Here is a 15,662-nt window from a genome sequence, read left to right as displayed (position 1 = left end):
GCTGTAACAAGGGCTTCTAGGGGGCACGGTATCATGCCGCCCATGCTGGAACAACGTATACAACAACACTTTATCGACAGCGCGGACCTCAAATACCAATCCGCGCAGGGCTTGAGCAAGCCCATAGCAGACGCAGTGCAAGCCATGCTGGCCTGCGTCACCAGTGGCGGCAAAGTGCTGGCCTGCGGTAACGGTGGATCGGCGGCAGACGCCCAACACTTCGCTGCAGAATTTGTGGGTAGATTCGAACGTGAACGCCCCGAGCTCGGCGCCATTGCACTGACCACAGACACCTCCATCATCACCGCGATTGCCAACGATTACGACTACAACGTGATCTTCTCCCGTCAGGTGCGCGCCTTGGGCGCGCCCGGTGATGTGCTGCTGGCCATTTCAACCAGCGGCAACTCCGCCAACGTGCTGGCAGCAATTGAGGCCGCGCACGAGCGCGAAATGGTGGTGGTCGGGCTGACCGGCAAAGGCGGCGGCAAGATGGCCCAAGTGCTTCGCGATACCGATGTGCACATTTGTGTGCCTCACGACCGCACGGCCCGTATTCAAGAAGTCCATATTTTGGCGCTGCACTGTATCTGTGACGCAGTCGACGCCCAACTCCTCGGTGAACAGGAACCCCAATCATGAAAAAAATCGTCTCCCGTATTGTTATCGGTACCTTGCTTGCATCCAGCTTGAGCGGCTGCTTCCCCCTGCTGGTGGGTGGCGCAGTAGTAGGTGGAAGCCTGGTCGCTACGGACCGCCGCACTTCCGGCAGTTTGGTGGAGGATGAAGGCATTGAATTGCGCGCCTCCAGCCGCATCCGCGAAAACCTGGGCGAGCGCGTGCACGTGAACGTGACCAGCTACAACCGCCAGGTACTGTTGACCGGCGAAGTGCCCAATCTGCAGGACAAACAGCTGGTAGAAAAAATTGTGTCCGGCGTCGACAACGTGCGCAACATCGTGAACGAGCTGGACGTGATGGGCAATTCCACCCTGACCCAGCGCTCTTCAGATTCGCTGGTGACTGGCCGTGCCAAAGCCGCCCTGGTGGATGCCAAAGACCTGTTTGCCAGTGCCTTCAAATTGACCACCGAGCGTGGTACCGTCTACGTGATGGGCCGGGTCACCGCACGCGAAGCCAAGCGCGCCACCGACATCATCAGCAACACCAGCGGCGTACAGCGTGTGGTGCGGATTCTGGAAATCATTTCCGAAGAAGAGCTGGCCCGTACCCTGCCGCAGCAACCCCCTGCCGAACAGAAGAAGTAAACAAAAAAGGCCCCTCGGGGCCTTTTTTGTTGGGGGGCAATCAACAGCCGTTTACTTGAGCCGCTTGATCAAGCTGCTGGTGTCCCAGCGGTTGCCACCCATAAGTTGCACATCGGCATAGAACTGGTCGACCAGCGCCGTCACCGGCAGGCGCGCACCGTTGCGCTTGGCTTCGTCCAGCACTAACCCCAGGTCCTTGCGCATCCAGTCCACCGCAAAGCCGAAGTCGAACTTGTCTGCCACCATGGTCTTGCCGCGGTTGTCCAGCTGCCAGCTTTGCGCAGCACCCTTGCCGATGACGTCCAGTACCTGGTTCATGTCCAGCCCGGCGCGCTGACCGAAAGCCACCGCCTCCGACAGCCCCTGCACCAGCCCGGCAATGCATATCTGGTTCACCATCTTGGCCAGTTGACCCGAGCCGCTGTCTCCCAAGAGCGTGAACGCCCGGGAAAAGGCCATGGCCACCGGTTTGACCGCTTCAAAGGCAGTGGCGTCTCCACCGCACATCACGGTGAGCATGCCGTTTTGTGCGCCCGCTTGTCCACCGGACACCGGGGCGTCAATAAACTGCAGGCCCCGTGTTTGAGCTACCGCGCTCAGCTCGCGTGCCACGTCGGCAGAAGCGGTGGTGTGGTCCACAAAAATGGCGCCGGTCTTCATGCCCGCAAAGGCACCATCTGCGCCCAAGACTACGCTGCGCAAATCCGCATCGTTGCCGACGCAGCAGAACACGATGTCCGCGTTCTGCACTGTCTCACGCGGGGTGGCTGCGTGCGAATGGGCGCCCAATTGGCTGCCGGCGCCTGCAAACTCTTCGCACCATGCTATGGATTTGGTAGCAGTCCGGTTGTAAACCGCCACTTGGTGGCCCGCGCGGGCCAAATGACCGGCCATGGGATAGCCCATGACCCCCAAGCCCAGAAAGGCAACCGAGTAAGCAGGGGAGGGTTCGTAGGTTTTGTCGTTGATGTTTGGCATGGCTTACATGATGGCGAAGTTCTCAGTGCCGGCCGACAGGTCTTGCGACTTGCCACGGTGGCTGTTGAGCTTGATTTGGAGACGCAAGTCGTTGAGCGAGTCGGCGTTGCGCAGTGCGTCTTCGTAGGTGATGGCGTGGCCCTCGTACAGATCGAAGAGGGCCTGATCGAAGGTCTGCATGCCGGCCTGGCGGCTCTTCTTCATGATCTCTTTCACTTCCGAGACTTCACCCTTGAAGATGAGGTCGGAGATCAGCGGGGAGTTGATCATCACTTCCACCGCAGCTACACGGCCCTTGCCGTCCTGTTTGGGGATCAGGCGCTGGGACACCATGGCGCGCAGGTTGAGCGACAAGTCCATCAGCAACTGGCTGCGGCGCTCTTCGGGGAAGAAGTTGATCACACGATCCAGTGCCTGGTTGGCACTGTTGGCGTGCAAGGTGGCCAGGCATAGGTGACCGGTCTCAGAAAACGCAATGGCGTGTTCCATTGTTTCGCGGTCGCGGATCTCGCCCATCAGAATGACGTCCGGCGCCTGGCGCAGGGTGTTCTTCAGAGCCGCGTCCCAGCTGTCCGTGTCCAGCCCGACTTCACGCTGGGTGATCACGCAGTTCTTGTGGGCGTGCACAAACTCCACCGGGTCTTCGATGGTGATGATGTGGCCGTAGGAGTTCTCATTGCGCCAGTCCACCATGGCAGCCAGTGTGGTGGACTTGCCTGAGCCGGTAGCGCCCACCAGAATGCACAGTCCGCGCTTGCTTTGAACAATGTCCTTGAGTATCTGGGGCACACCCAGACCGTCGATGGTGGGCAGCACTTGCGGAATCACGCGCAGCACCATCCCGACCTTGCCCTGCTGGATAAAAGCGTTGACCCGGAACCGGCCGATGGTGGCCGGCGCAATCGCGAAATTGCTCTCCTTGGTGCGCTCAAACTCGGCAATCTGCTTGTCGTTCATGATGGACCGTGCCAGCGCCATGGTGTGGGCTGAGTTCAGCGGCTGTGGCGACACCTTGGTGACCTTGCCATCTACCTTGATGGCGGGCGGAAACTCCGCGGTGATGAACAAGTCGCTGCCATTGCGGCTGACCATCAACTTGAGCAGATCGTTGATAAATTTCGTGGCTTGATCGCGTTCCATGAGAACACCTACCTTTCTGTCTAGCCTGGGAAGTTCTCAGGAATCTTGGCTTTGCTGCGTGCTTCGGCCGCGCTGATGACGTTGCGCTTGACCAGGTCCGTGAGGTTCTGGTCAAGGGTTTGCATGCCTACGCTGTTACCGGTCTGAATGGCGGAGTACATCTGCGCGACCTTGGCTTCGCGGATCAGGTTACGGATCGCGCTGGTGCCCAGCATGATCTCGTGGGCAGCCACACGGCCTTGGCCGTCTTTGGTTTTGCACAGGGTTTGCGAGATCACCGCTTGCAGCGACTCGGACAACATGGCCCGTACCATTTCTTTTTCTTCAGCCGGGAACACGTCGATGATCCGGTCAATGGTTTTGGCAGCACTGGAGGTGTGCAGGGTGCCGAACACCAAGTGGCCGGTTTCTGCGGCGGTCATGGCGAGGCGGATGGTTTCCAGGTCGCGCATTTCACCCACCAGAATCGCGTCCGGGTCTTCCCGCAGAGCGGACTTCAGGGCGGCAGCAAAGCTCAGGGTGTGGGGGCCGACCTCACGCTGGTTGACCAGGCACTTTTTGGATTCGTGCACGAATTCGATCGGGTCTTCCACCGTCAGGATGTGGCCGAACTCGGTTTCGTTCAGGTAGTTCACCATGGCCGCCAGGGTCGTGGACTTGCCGGAGCCGGTAGGGCCGGTCACCAGCACCAGACCGCGGGGCTTCAGGGCCAGGTCTGCAAAGATGCGGGGGGCGTTGAGCTGTTCCAGCGAGAGGATCTTGCTCGGAATCGTACGGAACACGGCGCCTGCGCCGCGGTTGTGGTTGAAGGCGTTGACGCGGAAGCGGGCCAGGCCATCGATCTCGAACGAGAAGTCGATTTCCAGAAACTCTTCGTACATCTTGCGCTGGGTGTCGTTCATGATGTCGTACACCATGGCGTGAACCTGCTTGTGGTCCAGGGGTTCGACGTTGATACGGCGCACATCGCCGTGCACCCGGATCATGGGCGGCAGTCCTGCCGAGAGGTGCAAGTCAGACGCTTTGTTTTTGACGCTAAATGCGAGCAGCTGGGTAATGTCCACGGAGTCCTCTCTAGGGGAATGGCAGGTTTGTTACGCTCGAGAGATTATGACGATGATTGCGGACAATCTCCACGCTGTTGCACAGCGTATTGCGCAGGCGTGCACCCAGTCCGGACGGCCGGCGGACAGCGTGCGCCTCTTGGCTGTTTCCAAGACCTTCGGGCCTGACGCGGTGCAGCAGGCTTTTGATGCCGGGCAGCGCGCCTTCGGCGAAAACTACATCCAGGAAGCGGTCGACAAGATCTCAGCGCTCAGCGCCCTGCCCATCGAATGGCATTGCATCGGGCCCATCCAGAGCAACAAGACCCGCTTGGTGGCCGAGCATTTTCAGTGGGTCCAAACGGTGGACCGGCTCAAAATTGCCCAACGCCTGAGCGACCAACGCCCGCCGCACTTGCCGCCTTTGCAGGTGTGCATCCAGGTGAATGTGGACGGCGGCCCCACCAAGTCCGGCGTGACGCCGCAAGACGCGGTGGCGCTGGCGCTGGAGGTGGCGCAGCTGCCGCGTTTGCAGCTCAGGGGCATCATGTGCATCCCGGAGCCTGCTCCTGATTTTGTAGCTGCTCGCGCAGTATTCATGAGTGCCAAGGCCGTATTTGATGCCGTAGTGGCGCAAGGGCTGCCGCTCGATACCCTGTCCATGGGCATGAGCGGTGACCTGGATGCCGCCGTGGCCGGTGGCAGCACCATGGTGAGGGTGGGCAGCGCCATTTTCGGAGCCCGCCCTACCCCGGCGTCTGCCTAGGTACGCACCCGGCCGTCGCCGGTCAGCATGGACATTTCCACAAAGGTGGAGGCGGCGTGGTCCGACTTGGAGAAGTTCACATTGAAGCCGCCGAAAGGCTGACCGTTGATGCTCTCCATGGCGGCAATCAGGGAGTCCGCTCCGCCTTTGCCGCCGCTACGACGCAGCGCCTCGGCGACCACCTTGGCGGCGATATAGCCCTCCATGCTGGAAAAGTTGGCTTGCACAGCGCCGTTGGTCTTGCGGACAGCTTCGGCGAATTCGCGTGATATCGCCTTGTTGCCCACATAGGGCGAGGGCACCACCTGGGACACCACTACGCCGGCGCCGTCCTTGCCTAGCTCGTCGGCCAGGGCTTGCGTACCTACGAAGGACACGTTGTAAAAGCCGCCGCCGTAGCCTGCTTTGCGGGCCGCACGGATGTAAGCCGCGCTGGACTTGTACGCAGTGATCTGCACCACCGCCTCAGGGGCCGCTGCATTGAGGGTCTCTACCGCCTTGGCCACGTCCACCGAATTGCGCTCTACGGTCGCCAGTGCCACCGGTTTGAGGTTCAGGGCGGTCAATGCGGCTTGCACGCCGTCCAGACCGGCTTTGCCGTAAGCGTCGTTCTGGTAGAACACCGCCACTTTGGTTATGCCCACGTTGTGCAGTTGTTTGACGATGAGAGCGGTTTCATCGTTGTACGAGGCGCGTACATGGAAGGCGTAGCGGTTGAACGGGTTGCGCAGTGCCATGGCACCGGTAAACGGGGCAATAAAGGGCACCCGGGCCTTGGTGGCCAGGGGCAGGGCCACGGCGCTGGTGGGGGTGCCCACAAAAGCGAACAAAGCGGCTATGTCTTCTTCCAGCAACTTGCGGGTGTTTTCTTCGCAACGTGCGGGCTCATAGCCATCGTCCAGCTTGCGGATCTCCACACTGCGCCCGCCGATACCGCCTTGGGCATTGAGCTGGTCAAAGTAGAGTTTGGCGCCTGCGTGGAGCTGGACGCCGAGTTGAGCGGCCGGGCCGGTGAAAGCGGCAGACTGGCCGAGCACGATCTTGTCGGACTGGGCGTGGACTGCGGGGAAGCCGGTCAGCGCGGTAGCGCCTGCGGCCAGGGTGAAATGACGTCGATTAAGCATCTGGTCATTGTCCCTGAATAGTTGTAACAGCCGTGTCGCCTGTTACAACTTGAGATGGGTTGTGTTCTTCACTTCTTCCATCACTGCGTAGGTGCGGGTTTCGCGCACACCGGGCAATTGCCAGAGCACTGTGCCGGCAAAGTGGCGGTACGCGGCCATGTCGGCCATGCGGGTCTTGAGCAGGTAGTCAAAGCCGCCAGCCACCATGTGGCACTCCATGATTTCCGAGTGCACTTGTACCGCGGCCTTGAAGGCCTCAAAGACATTGGGCGTGGTGCGGTCCAGCAACACCTCTACAAACACCATCATCCCGGCGCCCAGCTTGAGCGGGTTCAGGCGGGCTTCGTAACCGAGGATGTAGCCCTCTTTGCTGAGCTTCTGCACACGGGCCAGCACTGCGGTGGGGGAGAGGCCCACCGTTTCGGCCAGCTTCAGGTTGGCAATGCGCCCGTCTGCTTGCAAGCAGCTCAGGATGCGCAGGTCGATGCGGTCAAGTTCGATGTGGTCAATCACATCGTGAGCTTACTTCAGCTTGAAGAAGGACACCTCTTCGGCCAGGCGGGATGCTTGCTCAGACAGCGCAGATGCCGCTGCCGCAGTTTCTTCTACCAGCGCAGCGTTCTGCTGGGTGTTCTGGTCCAAGTCGTGCACGGCTGCGCCTACCTGGTTTACACCCAAAGATTGCTCCTTGGTGGCGTTCGCAATTTCGGTCATCAGGCTGTCGATGCGGGCTGCGTTCGTCACGATGTCTTCAATGGTCTTGCCCGCTTCGCCCACCACCAGGCTGCCGCGTTCCACTTGCTCGATGCTGGCGGTAATCAGGCTCTTGATTTCCTTGGCGGCTTCGGCACTGCGGCCCGCGAGCGAGCGCACTTCAGATGCGACCACCGCAAAGCCGCGGCCTTGCTCGCCTGCGCGGGCGGCTTCCACCGCTGCGTTCAGCGCCAGGATGTTGGTCTGGAAGGCAATGCCGTCAATCACGCTGATGATGTCGGCAATCTTGTTGGACGAGGTATTGATGCCCTGCATGGTGCTCACCACTTGCGAGATCACCTCGCCGCCGCGCTTGGCGGATTGGGCGTTGGAGCGCACGATTTCGGCGGCACCGTTGACCGTGTCGGAGGTGCGCTGCACGGTCTCCGAAATCTGGGTCATGGTGGCCGCCGTTTGTTCCAGCGCAGCCGCGCTGGCCTCAGTGCGGCGGGACAGGTCTTGCGAGGCGGAGGCGATCTCTTCACTGGCCGTATTCACATTTGCAGCACCGTCCAGGGTGTTGCGCACGATCACGCGCAGGCTGGCTTCCATGTCGCGCAGGGTGATCATGAGGTGCGCAGCCTCGTCCTTGCCCCAGGGCGTCGGTGCGGTGACCAGGTTGCCCTTGGTGATTTGCTCCAGGTGGCCGGTGACTTCACGCAAGCCACCCATCATCACCTTGTAGAAGGCCAGCAGCATGTAGAAGGCAATCGCCACGAAGAACACCGCAATGCTCACGCGCATGGTCAGATCGCTGCGCAGACCCACAATGCGCTCGCCCAAGCGGAGTTCGAGCTGTGCCATCATTTTTTCGTTGAGCTGGCGCTCGGCTTCCAGGGAGGCCGATCCCATCTTGAGGTAAGTATCGGCGTCGCCTTCCACTTTTACACCCACCACCTGCTTCCTGCTGGCTTCCTGAAAAGCGTCGTAGGCGTCATCATTGGCCTTCATGCCGAACTTGGCGTCCGCCTCCGGGGTGCCACCGGTGCTGCGGATGTAGGCGTTTTCGACGATGTTGTCGACAAAGCGCAGGATGCCGAAATCTTGGTTAATGCGTTCGGCGATGTACTCGGATTTCTGGCCTGCTTTGAGTGCAGACCATCCCATCACGGACAGCTCGGACACGTTCTCCATCTGCTGTGGTCCGTACAAAACGGCGTAGTTCATCAGGTGGAAGGTTTCCAGTTGCGGGTCCAGGGCCAGTTCGGAGGTGTCGGAAACATGCTCGCCCAATTTCAAGAGGCTGTCGATGTATTCATTGTGAACATCAAATGTCTCTTGCTCGTCTTTGCCCGTAGGGTTGGCAAGCAGTGCCTGATGCAGCTTCTGTGCTGTGCCTAGAGCCTCGGCGGTGTCGAGATCCTTGCCCAGTTCTTTGTCTATGGCTTGGAGTTTGCTGAAAGCCTGGGTGACCGCGGTTTGGCTGGCGCTGAGTTCGGGGGATTTGGTGATGGCGTTGAGGCGGCGGAGCTGTGCTTGGCGGATCAGCTCGTGCAGGGGTTTGACGTAGGCCACACCTTGCAGCTCGTGTTCGGTGGTCGCGACCTGCACACGGGTGTTGTTCCAGGTGTCTGCAATCAGCAGCACGATGGGAATCAGGAACATCACTGCAATCCACGCGGACTTGGCAGTGAAATTGAGCTTGCGGAATAACCGGACGCCGGGGGACAACCAGCCGTGGTAGCGAAAGAAAGAACCAAATCCGGCATCGCCGGCCAACGTCGTCTTGCTCACGAAATCCCCTTTATCAAGCGGGTTAATTTAAATGCATCATAACGGTGCGGAACCCGTTCAAACGATTTTGAAAAGGGCTTTGTCGCCTCATTCAAGCTGCCTCAAGCACTTGACTGCGATCAAACCATGTTCCATAGCGATGGCGAAATTCGTCTTCTGGATATCTCGGAGATAGCGTGACGAAATTGAATTGAAAGTCCATTCGCAAGATATCAATTTTAATGAAATTAATATAAAAACACAATATAAATGTTTATTGGCTCCAGTGATTGGTGTGAGAAGTGCGATCCGCCTAAATGGATTCCACGTTTGATAGATGAATCTACTATCTGATTGTGAAAATTTAGAGAAAAATTCAGATAGATTGTTGAAAGAATAGCGATAAATCATTTCGTTGCCCTGTGCAGGAGTCGCTATGTCCCACCCCGCCCAATCTATCGCGTTCACCCCCGTCCCGCCCCGTTTGCCCACGCCTTATCGCGCGGAAGAGCAAATCGTCTCTCACCGTTTGCAGATGTTGGAGGGCGCGCTCGACTGGGCCCACGCCGCCCGCACCGCCGAGCCTTGGGTGCAAGCTGTGCGCGACAACCCGCCCCCCTTCTGGGCGATGGAGAGCCTGCTCAAGGAATACCCTATCTCCAGCGCTGAGGGCCTGGCCCTGATGCGCCTTGCCGAAGCCCTGCTGCGTGTGCCCGATGCCGAAACCGCTATTGCGCTCACCACCGACCAACTGGGCCGCGCCGACTTTGAGGCCAGCGGCGACAAAGTGCTCTCCCGCTTGTCGAGCACCGCCATTGCCCTGTCCAAACACTTTTTGCCGGATGTGCAGAACGAGCCCGGCTTGATGGCCAAGCTCGGCGCCCGTACGGTGGTGGCCGCCACGCTGCGTGCGGTGCAGCTGCTGGGTCGCCAGTTTGTGCTCGGCCAGACCATGCCGGAGGCGATGAAAGAGGCCGATGTCTCTCGCAAAAAGGCCAATGTGCGCTTCAGCTATGACATGCTCGGCGAAGGCGCCCGCACCGACAAGGACGCGCTGCGCTACCTCAAGAGTTATGCGGACGCTATTGAATTCATAGCTGCTCGCGCAAACAAGACGGATGTTCTGGCCGAAAACGATGGTATTTCCATCAAGCTCAGCGCCCTGTACCCGCGATATGAAGATGCCCACCGCCAGGCGGTGCTGGACGCGCTGGTGCCCCGGGTCTGGACGCTGTGCGAAGCCGCCGCTGCCGCCAACATCAACCTCACCATCGACGCCGAAGAAGTGGACCGCCTGGAGCTGTCACTCGAAGTGCTGGAAGCCCTGCTGGTGAAAGTGGCCGCGCACTGCCCGCAGTGGGCCGGACTGGGGCTGGCCATGCAGGCCTACCAGACCCGTGCGCTGGAGCTGATCGAGCACGTCACCGCGCTGGCTCGCAAATACAAAATCAAGCTGATGTGCCGCCTGGTCAAGGGCGCGTATTGGGATGCCGAAGTCAAGCGCGCCCAAGAGCTGGGCCTGCCGCACTACCCTGTGTTCACCCACAAGCACCACACTGATGTTTCTTACCTGGCGTGCGCCCGTGCGCTGCTCGCGGTGCCCGATGCGATTTACCCGCAGTTTGCCGGCCACAACGCCGGCACAATCGCCGCCATTTTGCAAATGGGTGCCAAAACGGGCGCGCCCTTTGAGCTGCAGCGCCTGCACGGCATGGGCGAGGGCATTTTCCGCGAGGTGCTCAAAAACCCGCTGGTCGCCTGCCGCGTCTACGCCCCGGTGGGTGCGCACAAAGATTTGCTGGCCTACCTGGTGCGCCGCCTGCTGGAAAACGGCGCCAACTCCAGCTTCGTGCACCAGCTCGCCGACGAATCGGTGGGCATGGAAGAGCTGCTGATTTCCCCCCTGCGCCTGGAGCCGCACCCCAGCCTGCCGCTGCCGGCCGACCTGTTCGGCAAGCACCCCGGCAGCCGCGCCAACAGCACCGGCCTGGACCTGACCGTGGCGGCCATGCGCGATCCGTTGTTGGCCGCACTGCAGACCGCGCCTGTGCCGGCTGTGCCGGAGTTTGATGTCAAAAACATCCCTGGCGCTTATGCAAGCTGCGCGAGCAGCTATCAAAAATGGAGCAAAGTGCCGGTGGAAGAGCGTGCTGCCACCCTGCGCCGCGCCGCCGATGCGCTGCAAACCGCCATGCCGCAGTTCTGCGCGCTCTTGGTGAAAGAAGCCTTCAAGACCTGGGGCGACGCGGTGAGCGAAGTGCGCGAGGCGGTGGACTTCTTGCGCTACTACGCCGACGAGGCGCAACGCATCATGCAGCCCATCAGCTGCCCTGTCGTTGCCAATGCGCAAGTGGGTCATCAGTACGGCGTGACCGGCGAGACCAACACCTTGCGTCTGACCGCGCGCGGGGTGTGGGTGTGCATCAGCCCCTGGAACTTCCCACTGGCCATCTTCATGGGCCAAGTCGCCGCCGCACTGGCTACCGGCAATACCGTGCTGGCCAAGCCCGCTGAGCAAACGCCCGGTGTAGCCAAAGCTGCGGTGGATTTGATGGTGGCTGCCGGTGTGCCGGCGGATGCCCTGCAGCTCCTACACGGCGCCGGCGAGACCGTGGGTGCCGCACTGGTAGACCAGCCCGGCGTGGCTGGAGTGGTGTTCACCGGTTCCACCCAGGTGGCCAAAATCATCCAGCGCGCGCTGGCTGCCAAAGACGGCCCCATCGTGCCGCTGATTGCCGAGACCGGCGGCATCAACGCCATGCTGGTGGACAGCAGCGCCCTGCCCGAGCAGGTGGTGGACGCGGTGGTCATGAGCGCCTTCCGCTCCGCCGGCCAACGCTGCTCCGCGCTGCGCCTGCTGGTGGTGCACAGCGCGATTGCCGATGGCGTGATCGAGATGCTGCAAGGTGCAGCCCAAGAGCTGCAGGTGGGTAACCCGGCCGACCTGGCCACCGACCTCGGCCCGGTGATCGATCGTGAAGCGTTCGACAACATCCAGCGCCACATCACTCGCCTGAAAAATGAATCAAAAGTGCTTCTGGTGCACGCGGAATCTGCGCAAGCAGCTACTGAATCCATAGCAAATCTGATTGCCCCGCACGCCTTTGAAGTGGAAAGCATTGCGCAAGTGAAGGCCGAAATCTTCGGCCCTGTGCTGCAAGTGGTGCGCTGGGACGGTAACCCGGAAGACGTGATCGACCAGATCAATGCGCTGGGCTATGGCCTGACGCTGGGCATCCAGACCCGCATCGACAGCCGCGCCCAAGCGCTGGCCGCGCAGGCCCATGTGGGCAACATCTACATCAACCGCAACATGATCGGCGCGGTGGTGGGTGTGCAGCCTTTCGGCGGCGAAGGGTTGAGTGGCACCGGCCCCAAAGCCGGTGGCCCGCACTACCTGTACCGATTCTGCGCCGAGCAAACGGTGACGGTGAACACTACTGCGGCAGGAGGTAACGCGGCCCTGCTGGCGAGCTTGCACTGAGTGTGTTGCAAAGGGCTACGGACTCAGCGATTCACCGCCCAGAGACCGGTTAAAACAGGCAACCTGCAGTGACAGGAGCTGTTGTTGCGGCTGCAACCGGGTTCGGGTTGGGATTGGGATTCGTGGTAATGCACGATGGCACGATGGCCGCCTTGCCATCACTATTGACGTTGTTCCCGCCAACCGTGATGGTCTGCCGCAAATCGGGCAAGTCCAAACTCGCTTGGGGTGACGTCCTGATCGGGAGAATATCGTTGCCTTGAACCACGACAGATTGGCCTACGCCCAAGCCTACGCAGCCGGCCTTGGTGCAAACCTCGATCTCGTCGAGCTCACCGGATACGGTGACCGTTCCGTCCGGGTTGTAGACGCTGCTGAAGCCCGAACCGCGGATGCCGATGGTGGACGCAGTAGTTTGCACCTTGTAGTTGTCGCGGTTCCGCTTCCCTATCAGTCCGGTAATGGCGCGCAAGCCCCCGCGGACAAAGTTCACCAGAAAGCTGTCCTGGGAGCCGTCCTTGGCATCGTTGTAGCGCTGGATCACCAGCTGGCTGTCCGGGCTGAGCGACATGACGCCGCCATCGGTGAACTTGACTTGGGCGCGCCCCTGGGGACCTGTGTTCAGGACATCGCCGCTTTCGATGGAATCCCCTTTGCTCAAGGGCGCGTTCTTGCCGGAGCGCTGGACTTGTACTTCGCCGAAGGTGAATTGGGCGATGCCCGCAGCAGCATGTCCGGTGACAGGTACCCAGCCAAGGGCTGCCACGAAAGCCAAAGCGCCGGTAGCGCGAGTGAAGGTCAGGATGGTCATGGTGGGAGCTCCTTGCACGACGCTTAAAAATCGCGCCGCACGGCGACGGAGGCGCTGGTCTTGGCGTAAGAGTTGATGCTGATGGTCGAGTCCGTGCGAACCCACGAGACCACCGGTGTCACACGCCATTGGGGTGCAGGCACCCAAGAGAGCCCCAGGTCAAGCATGCTTTGCTTGTCGCTACGCGTTGTCTGAAACAGACTGTCGTCGCCTCCGTAGGTCCGGTCTTCCCAGCCCACACTGGCGAATCCGGAAAGGGTGGAGGTCCATGCCATTTGCGCGCCCAAGCGCAGCCCACCCAGGTTGTGGCCGAGCACATACTGGTCGCTGTCAAGTGGCCGTTCATTGCCCATGTACAGACCGCCGTAAGCCGTGACTCCGGACGGAAAGACCTGCACATACGTGCTGCCGATGACTTGGCGCTTCATGTCACGCACCGCCTGGCTGGCATAGCGCACTTCACTGAACTGCACAAAGGTGCCGAACTGACGGAAGCCATCGAGGCGGTAAATCCACTCGCCCAAAAGCCCGCCCTGTTGCCGGAACGCATTGCTGTAAAGCTCTTCATTGACAGCTTGCCAACCGAGACTGAATTCGTTCTTTTCGTGCCGGTATGCAACGCCGCCCAAAGCGGCATAACTGCGTGTGTCGAACTGATTGGCGTTGGAATCATTGGCCCGCAAATTGGCGCTGGCGCGACCGATCAAAGACCATTCGGGCGTGATCGCAAACCGGTTAGAGATGCCTGCGCGCAGATTGGCAAAGTTAGCCCTGACTTTGACGCCATCGGCGTTCAATGACACAACAGATCCGCTATAGGCAGGGACGGCAACAGAGTCATCATTGGGCGCGCCGTTGACGTTGGTATCCATGCCAATGGCACCTTCGAGGTAGGCTTTGAAGTTGCGTCGCCCCTTGGCATCCACTTTGTCGAGAGACTGAAGAAACTGGTCCATGGTGCTCGACACTTCGACCGGCGCACCGTCTTCCCGCGCACGGTTCAAAACCTCGCGGGCTTGACCGCCTTGTCCTACCGCATACAGCGCCCGTGCCAGCTCGATGCTCGCTTGTTTGTTTTGAGGTTGGGCGAGCAATACCCGCTCCAATGCAAAGATGCCCCGGCTGAATTTTTTGGTGCGATTGGCGGCAATGCCTAAAGCGAGGTCAAAGTCGGGGTCTCCCGCACGCCGTTCTTCCAGAGCCGAAAGTGCTTCAAACGCCTCAGCGGGCTTACCGGCCAGAGTGTCCGCCATGGCTTTGATGACGGCATCATCCATTTCTGCGTGTGCGGCTAAGCTGAATGGAATCAAACCCGCTACCAAGCAAATCCGCACAAATTTCATTGCGACACTCCCTGAATTAGGTACTAACCCTGCAATTTTTAAGTGGATTTTAAGTTTGGGGGTTGAAATGTGCAAAACGGCAAGGTGGCACTGTGGTTTTCTTTCCAGTTCTGCAATGGGCTATTCTCATTCCATGTCGCACCGTTTTCTTTATCTGACATGCTCGCTCTGCGCAGCGCTCTTTTTGGCGGGCTGTACGGCACTCGGCCCGGGCACCATTTCGGCTAGCCGACCGGCATACAACCAAGCGGTACAACGATCGAATGATCAAGAGCTGCTACTGAACCTGGTTCGGATTCTGTATCGGGACACCACCTACTTCACCACGGTGGAGCGCATTGCCGCCTCGTATGAGTTCAACCGGAGCGTGAGCGGCAGTTTGAATTTGCAGAGCGCGGCCGACGCAGTGACCCGTACCTTGAACATCGGTGATGCCACCGTGGCTCTGAACGAGCAGCCCACGGTGTTCTACGCGCCGGTCGAGGGGGAGAAGTTTGTGCGGCAAATGCTCACGCCCATGAATCCGGATCTGCTGCTTCTGCTGGTGAAGTCAGGCTGGTCGCTGGACCGGGTGTTTTCCTTGGGTGTGCAAGAGATGAACGGGCTGCGCAACGCGCCCTCTGCCACCGGACCCACACCTGCACTGGAGCCCATATTCAGGGATTTCAAAGAGGCGGTGCGGCTGATGCGCTTTTTGCAGGCACGCGGCTTGATTGAGTTGGGCAAACAATCCGGTGGCGAAGGCTTGGAGCTGCGCTTCAATGCCTCGGAAGAGTTCTTTCAGGAGGCCCTGCGGATCAAAAAGATACTCGGTTTGGATGTGGGGCGGAATGCCTTCGCCGTGGTCGCCGGGTCTGATGGCCAAACTCCGGGGGACCGCATTGCGATCTCAACCCGGCCCCTGATGTCCGCGCTGGGTTATTTGGCACAAGGCATCCAGGCGCCGGAGCCGGATCTGGAGGCCGGACGGGTGCAACGGACGCGCCGCAAAGACGGCCAGTCGTTTGATTGGCAGGAGCTGTTGGACGGCGTTTTTCTGGTTCGTTCGTCGGTAGAGCCCCCCCAAAACAGCAGTGTCGCCGTGCAGTATCGGGGGAGCTATTTCTATATCTCCGACTCGGATCTGGACAGCAAGTCCACCTTCGTGTTGTTGAATCAATTGATGGCCTTGAACGCTACGGCCTCTGCCGGCATGGGCATGAACTTTACGTTCGGCAAATAGCGCTGCCTCCGCGGTCG

The 15,662-nt window shown here is 60.1% G+C and carries 13 protein-coding genes; 5 read left to right on the top strand and 8 right to left on the bottom strand.

The window, feature by feature from the left end; all coding sequences use genetic code 11:
- Window positions 1–42 precede the first annotated feature (42 nt).
- Together ACOAP0_RS07765 and ACOAP0_RS07760 are read left to right on the top strand one after the other, a co-directional pair.
- Window positions 43–642 (top strand): phosphoheptose isomerase, encoded by a 600-nt coding sequence (locus tag ACOAP0_RS07765; RefSeq protein ID WP_087497288.1) that lies wholly within the window; start codon window positions 43–45, stop codon window positions 640–642.
- Entirely contained in the window at window positions 639–1,268 is a 630-nt protein-coding gene (locus tag ACOAP0_RS07760; RefSeq protein ID WP_087495405.1) for a BON domain-containing protein, read from the top strand. Before ACOAP0_RS07765 ends, ACOAP0_RS07760 begins: the two co-directional genes overlap by 4 nt.
- 51 nt (window positions 1,269–1,319) lie before the next feature.
- Here the strand turns inward: ACOAP0_RS07760 and ACOAP0_RS07755 are convergent, their stop codons facing one another.
- Genes ACOAP0_RS07755 through ACOAP0_RS07745 form a run of 3 tightly spaced genes read right to left on the bottom strand, consistent with a single transcriptional unit; the run spans window position 1,320 to window position 4,450 of the window.
- Complete coding sequence (locus ACOAP0_RS07755; RefSeq protein ID WP_498374920.1) at window positions 1,320–2,246, bottom strand: NAD(P)-dependent oxidoreductase; 927 nt, start codon at window positions 2,244–2,246, stop codon at window positions 1,320–1,322.
- 3 nt (window positions 2,247–2,249) lie between these two features.
- The gene (locus ACOAP0_RS07750; RefSeq protein WP_481874565.1) at window positions 2,250–3,386 is read right to left on the bottom strand and encodes a PilT/PilU family type 4a pilus ATPase; all 1,137 of its coding nucleotides are present in this window, start codon (window positions 3,384–3,386) and stop codon (window positions 2,250–2,252) included.
- A gap of 20 nt (window positions 3,387–3,406) precedes the next feature.
- Window positions 3,407–4,450, bottom strand: coding sequence for a type IV pilus twitching motility protein PilT (locus ACOAP0_RS07745; protein WP_087495402.1), 1,044 nt, complete (start codon window positions 4,448–4,450; stop codon window positions 3,407–3,409).
- Between the two features lie 46 nt (window positions 4,451–4,496).
- On the opposite strand from ACOAP0_RS07745, the gene ACOAP0_RS07740 reads away from it, so the two are divergent.
- Window positions 4,497–5,195, top strand: a complete 699-nt coding sequence (locus ACOAP0_RS07740) for a YggS family pyridoxal phosphate-dependent enzyme (RefSeq protein WP_498374921.1) — start codon at window positions 4,497–4,499, stop codon at window positions 5,193–5,195.
- Here ACOAP0_RS07740 and ACOAP0_RS07735 read toward each other — a convergent pair.
- The 3 genes from ACOAP0_RS07735 to ACOAP0_RS07725 are packed head-to-tail and all read right to left on the bottom strand — an operon-like array spanning window position 5,192 to window position 8,806.
- Window positions 5,192–6,319 (bottom strand): ABC transporter substrate-binding protein, encoded by a 1,128-nt coding sequence (locus ACOAP0_RS07735; RefSeq protein WP_498374922.1) that lies wholly within the window; start codon window positions 6,317–6,319, stop codon window positions 5,192–5,194. The two genes, ACOAP0_RS07740 and ACOAP0_RS07735, sit on opposite strands and share 4 nt — an antisense overlap.
- Before the next feature lie 42 nt (window positions 6,320–6,361).
- Window positions 6,362–6,832 carry an Lrp/AsnC ligand binding domain-containing protein gene (locus ACOAP0_RS07730; protein WP_087495399.1) on the bottom strand — a complete coding sequence of 157 codons (471 nt, stop codon included), beginning with the start codon at window positions 6,830–6,832 and terminating at the stop codon, window positions 6,362–6,364.
- Window positions 6,833–6,841: 9 nt separating this feature from the next.
- Window positions 6,842–8,806: a methyl-accepting chemotaxis protein gene (locus ACOAP0_RS07725; protein WP_498374923.1), complete on the bottom strand. Its 1,965-nt coding sequence runs from the start codon at window positions 8,804–8,806 to the stop codon at window positions 6,842–6,844.
- A gap of 415 nt (window positions 8,807–9,221) precedes the next feature.
- Here ACOAP0_RS07725 and ACOAP0_RS07720 point away from each other — a divergent pair, with 415 nt between their 5' ends.
- Window positions 9,222–12,269, top strand: a complete 3,048-nt coding sequence (locus ACOAP0_RS07720) for an L-glutamate gamma-semialdehyde dehydrogenase (RefSeq protein ID WP_498374924.1) — start codon at window positions 9,222–9,224, stop codon at window positions 12,267–12,269.
- 49 nt (window positions 12,270–12,318) lie between these two features.
- On the opposite strand, the gene ACOAP0_RS07715 is transcribed toward ACOAP0_RS07720, so the two are convergent.
- A complete protein-coding gene (locus ACOAP0_RS07715) occupies window positions 12,319–13,080 on the bottom strand; it encodes a FecR family protein (protein WP_498374925.1) in 762 nt (253 codons plus the stop codon).
- Between the two features lie 23 nt (window positions 13,081–13,103).
- The gene (locus ACOAP0_RS07710; protein WP_498374926.1) at window positions 13,104–14,423 is read right to left on the bottom strand and encodes a surface lipoprotein assembly modifier; all 1,320 of its coding nucleotides are present in this window, start codon (window positions 14,421–14,423) and stop codon (window positions 13,104–13,106) included.
- A 133-nt stretch (window positions 14,424–14,556) separates the two neighbouring features.
- Between ACOAP0_RS07710 and ACOAP0_RS07705 the strand changes: the two genes are divergently transcribed.
- Window positions 14,557–15,645: a hypothetical protein gene (locus ACOAP0_RS07705; RefSeq protein ID WP_498374927.1), complete on the top strand. Its 1,089-nt coding sequence runs from the start codon at window positions 14,557–14,559 to the stop codon at window positions 15,643–15,645.
- Window positions 15,646–15,662: the final 17 nt, after the last annotated feature.

This window comes from Curvibacter sp. Hmag1.1 (genome assembly GCF_059769165.1).
This window is presented reverse-complemented; position numbering and strand designations above follow the sequence as displayed.

Excerpts from the sequence above, each read along its gene's own strand:
- ACOAP0_RS07720 (WP_498374924.1), top strand. The coding sequence starts at position 9,222 with ATGTCCCACCCCGCCCAATCTATCGCGTTCACCCCCGTCCCGCCCCGT.
- ACOAP0_RS07765 (WP_087497288.1), top strand. The coding sequence starts at position 43 with ATGCTGGAACAACGTATACAACAACACTTTATCGACAGCGCGGACCTC.
- ACOAP0_RS07750 (WP_481874565.1), bottom strand. The coding sequence starts at position 3,386 with ATGGAACGCGATCAAGCCACGAAATTTATCAACGATCTGCTCAAGTTG.
- ACOAP0_RS07740 (WP_498374921.1), top strand. The coding sequence starts at position 4,497 with ATGACGATGATTGCGGACAATCTCCACGCTGTTGCACAGCGTATTGCG.
- ACOAP0_RS07715 (WP_498374925.1), bottom strand. The coding sequence starts at position 13,080 with ATGACCATCCTGACCTTCACTCGCGCTACCGGCGCTTTGGCTTTCGTG.
- ACOAP0_RS07735 (WP_498374922.1), bottom strand. The coding sequence starts at position 6,319 with ATGCTTAATCGACGTCATTTCACCCTGGCCGCAGGCGCTACCGCGCTG.
- ACOAP0_RS07760 (WP_087495405.1), top strand. The coding sequence starts at position 639 with ATGAAAAAAATCGTCTCCCGTATTGTTATCGGTACCTTGCTTGCATCC.
- ACOAP0_RS07710 (WP_498374926.1), bottom strand. The coding sequence starts at position 14,423 with ATGAAATTTGTGCGGATTTGCTTGGTAGCGGGTTTGATTCCATTCAGC.
- ACOAP0_RS07755 (WP_498374920.1), bottom strand. The coding sequence starts at position 2,246 with ATGCCAAACATCAACGACAAAACCTACGAACCCTCCCCTGCTTACTCG.
- ACOAP0_RS07705 (WP_498374927.1), top strand. The coding sequence starts at position 14,557 with ATGTCGCACCGTTTTCTTTATCTGACATGCTCGCTCTGCGCAGCGCTC.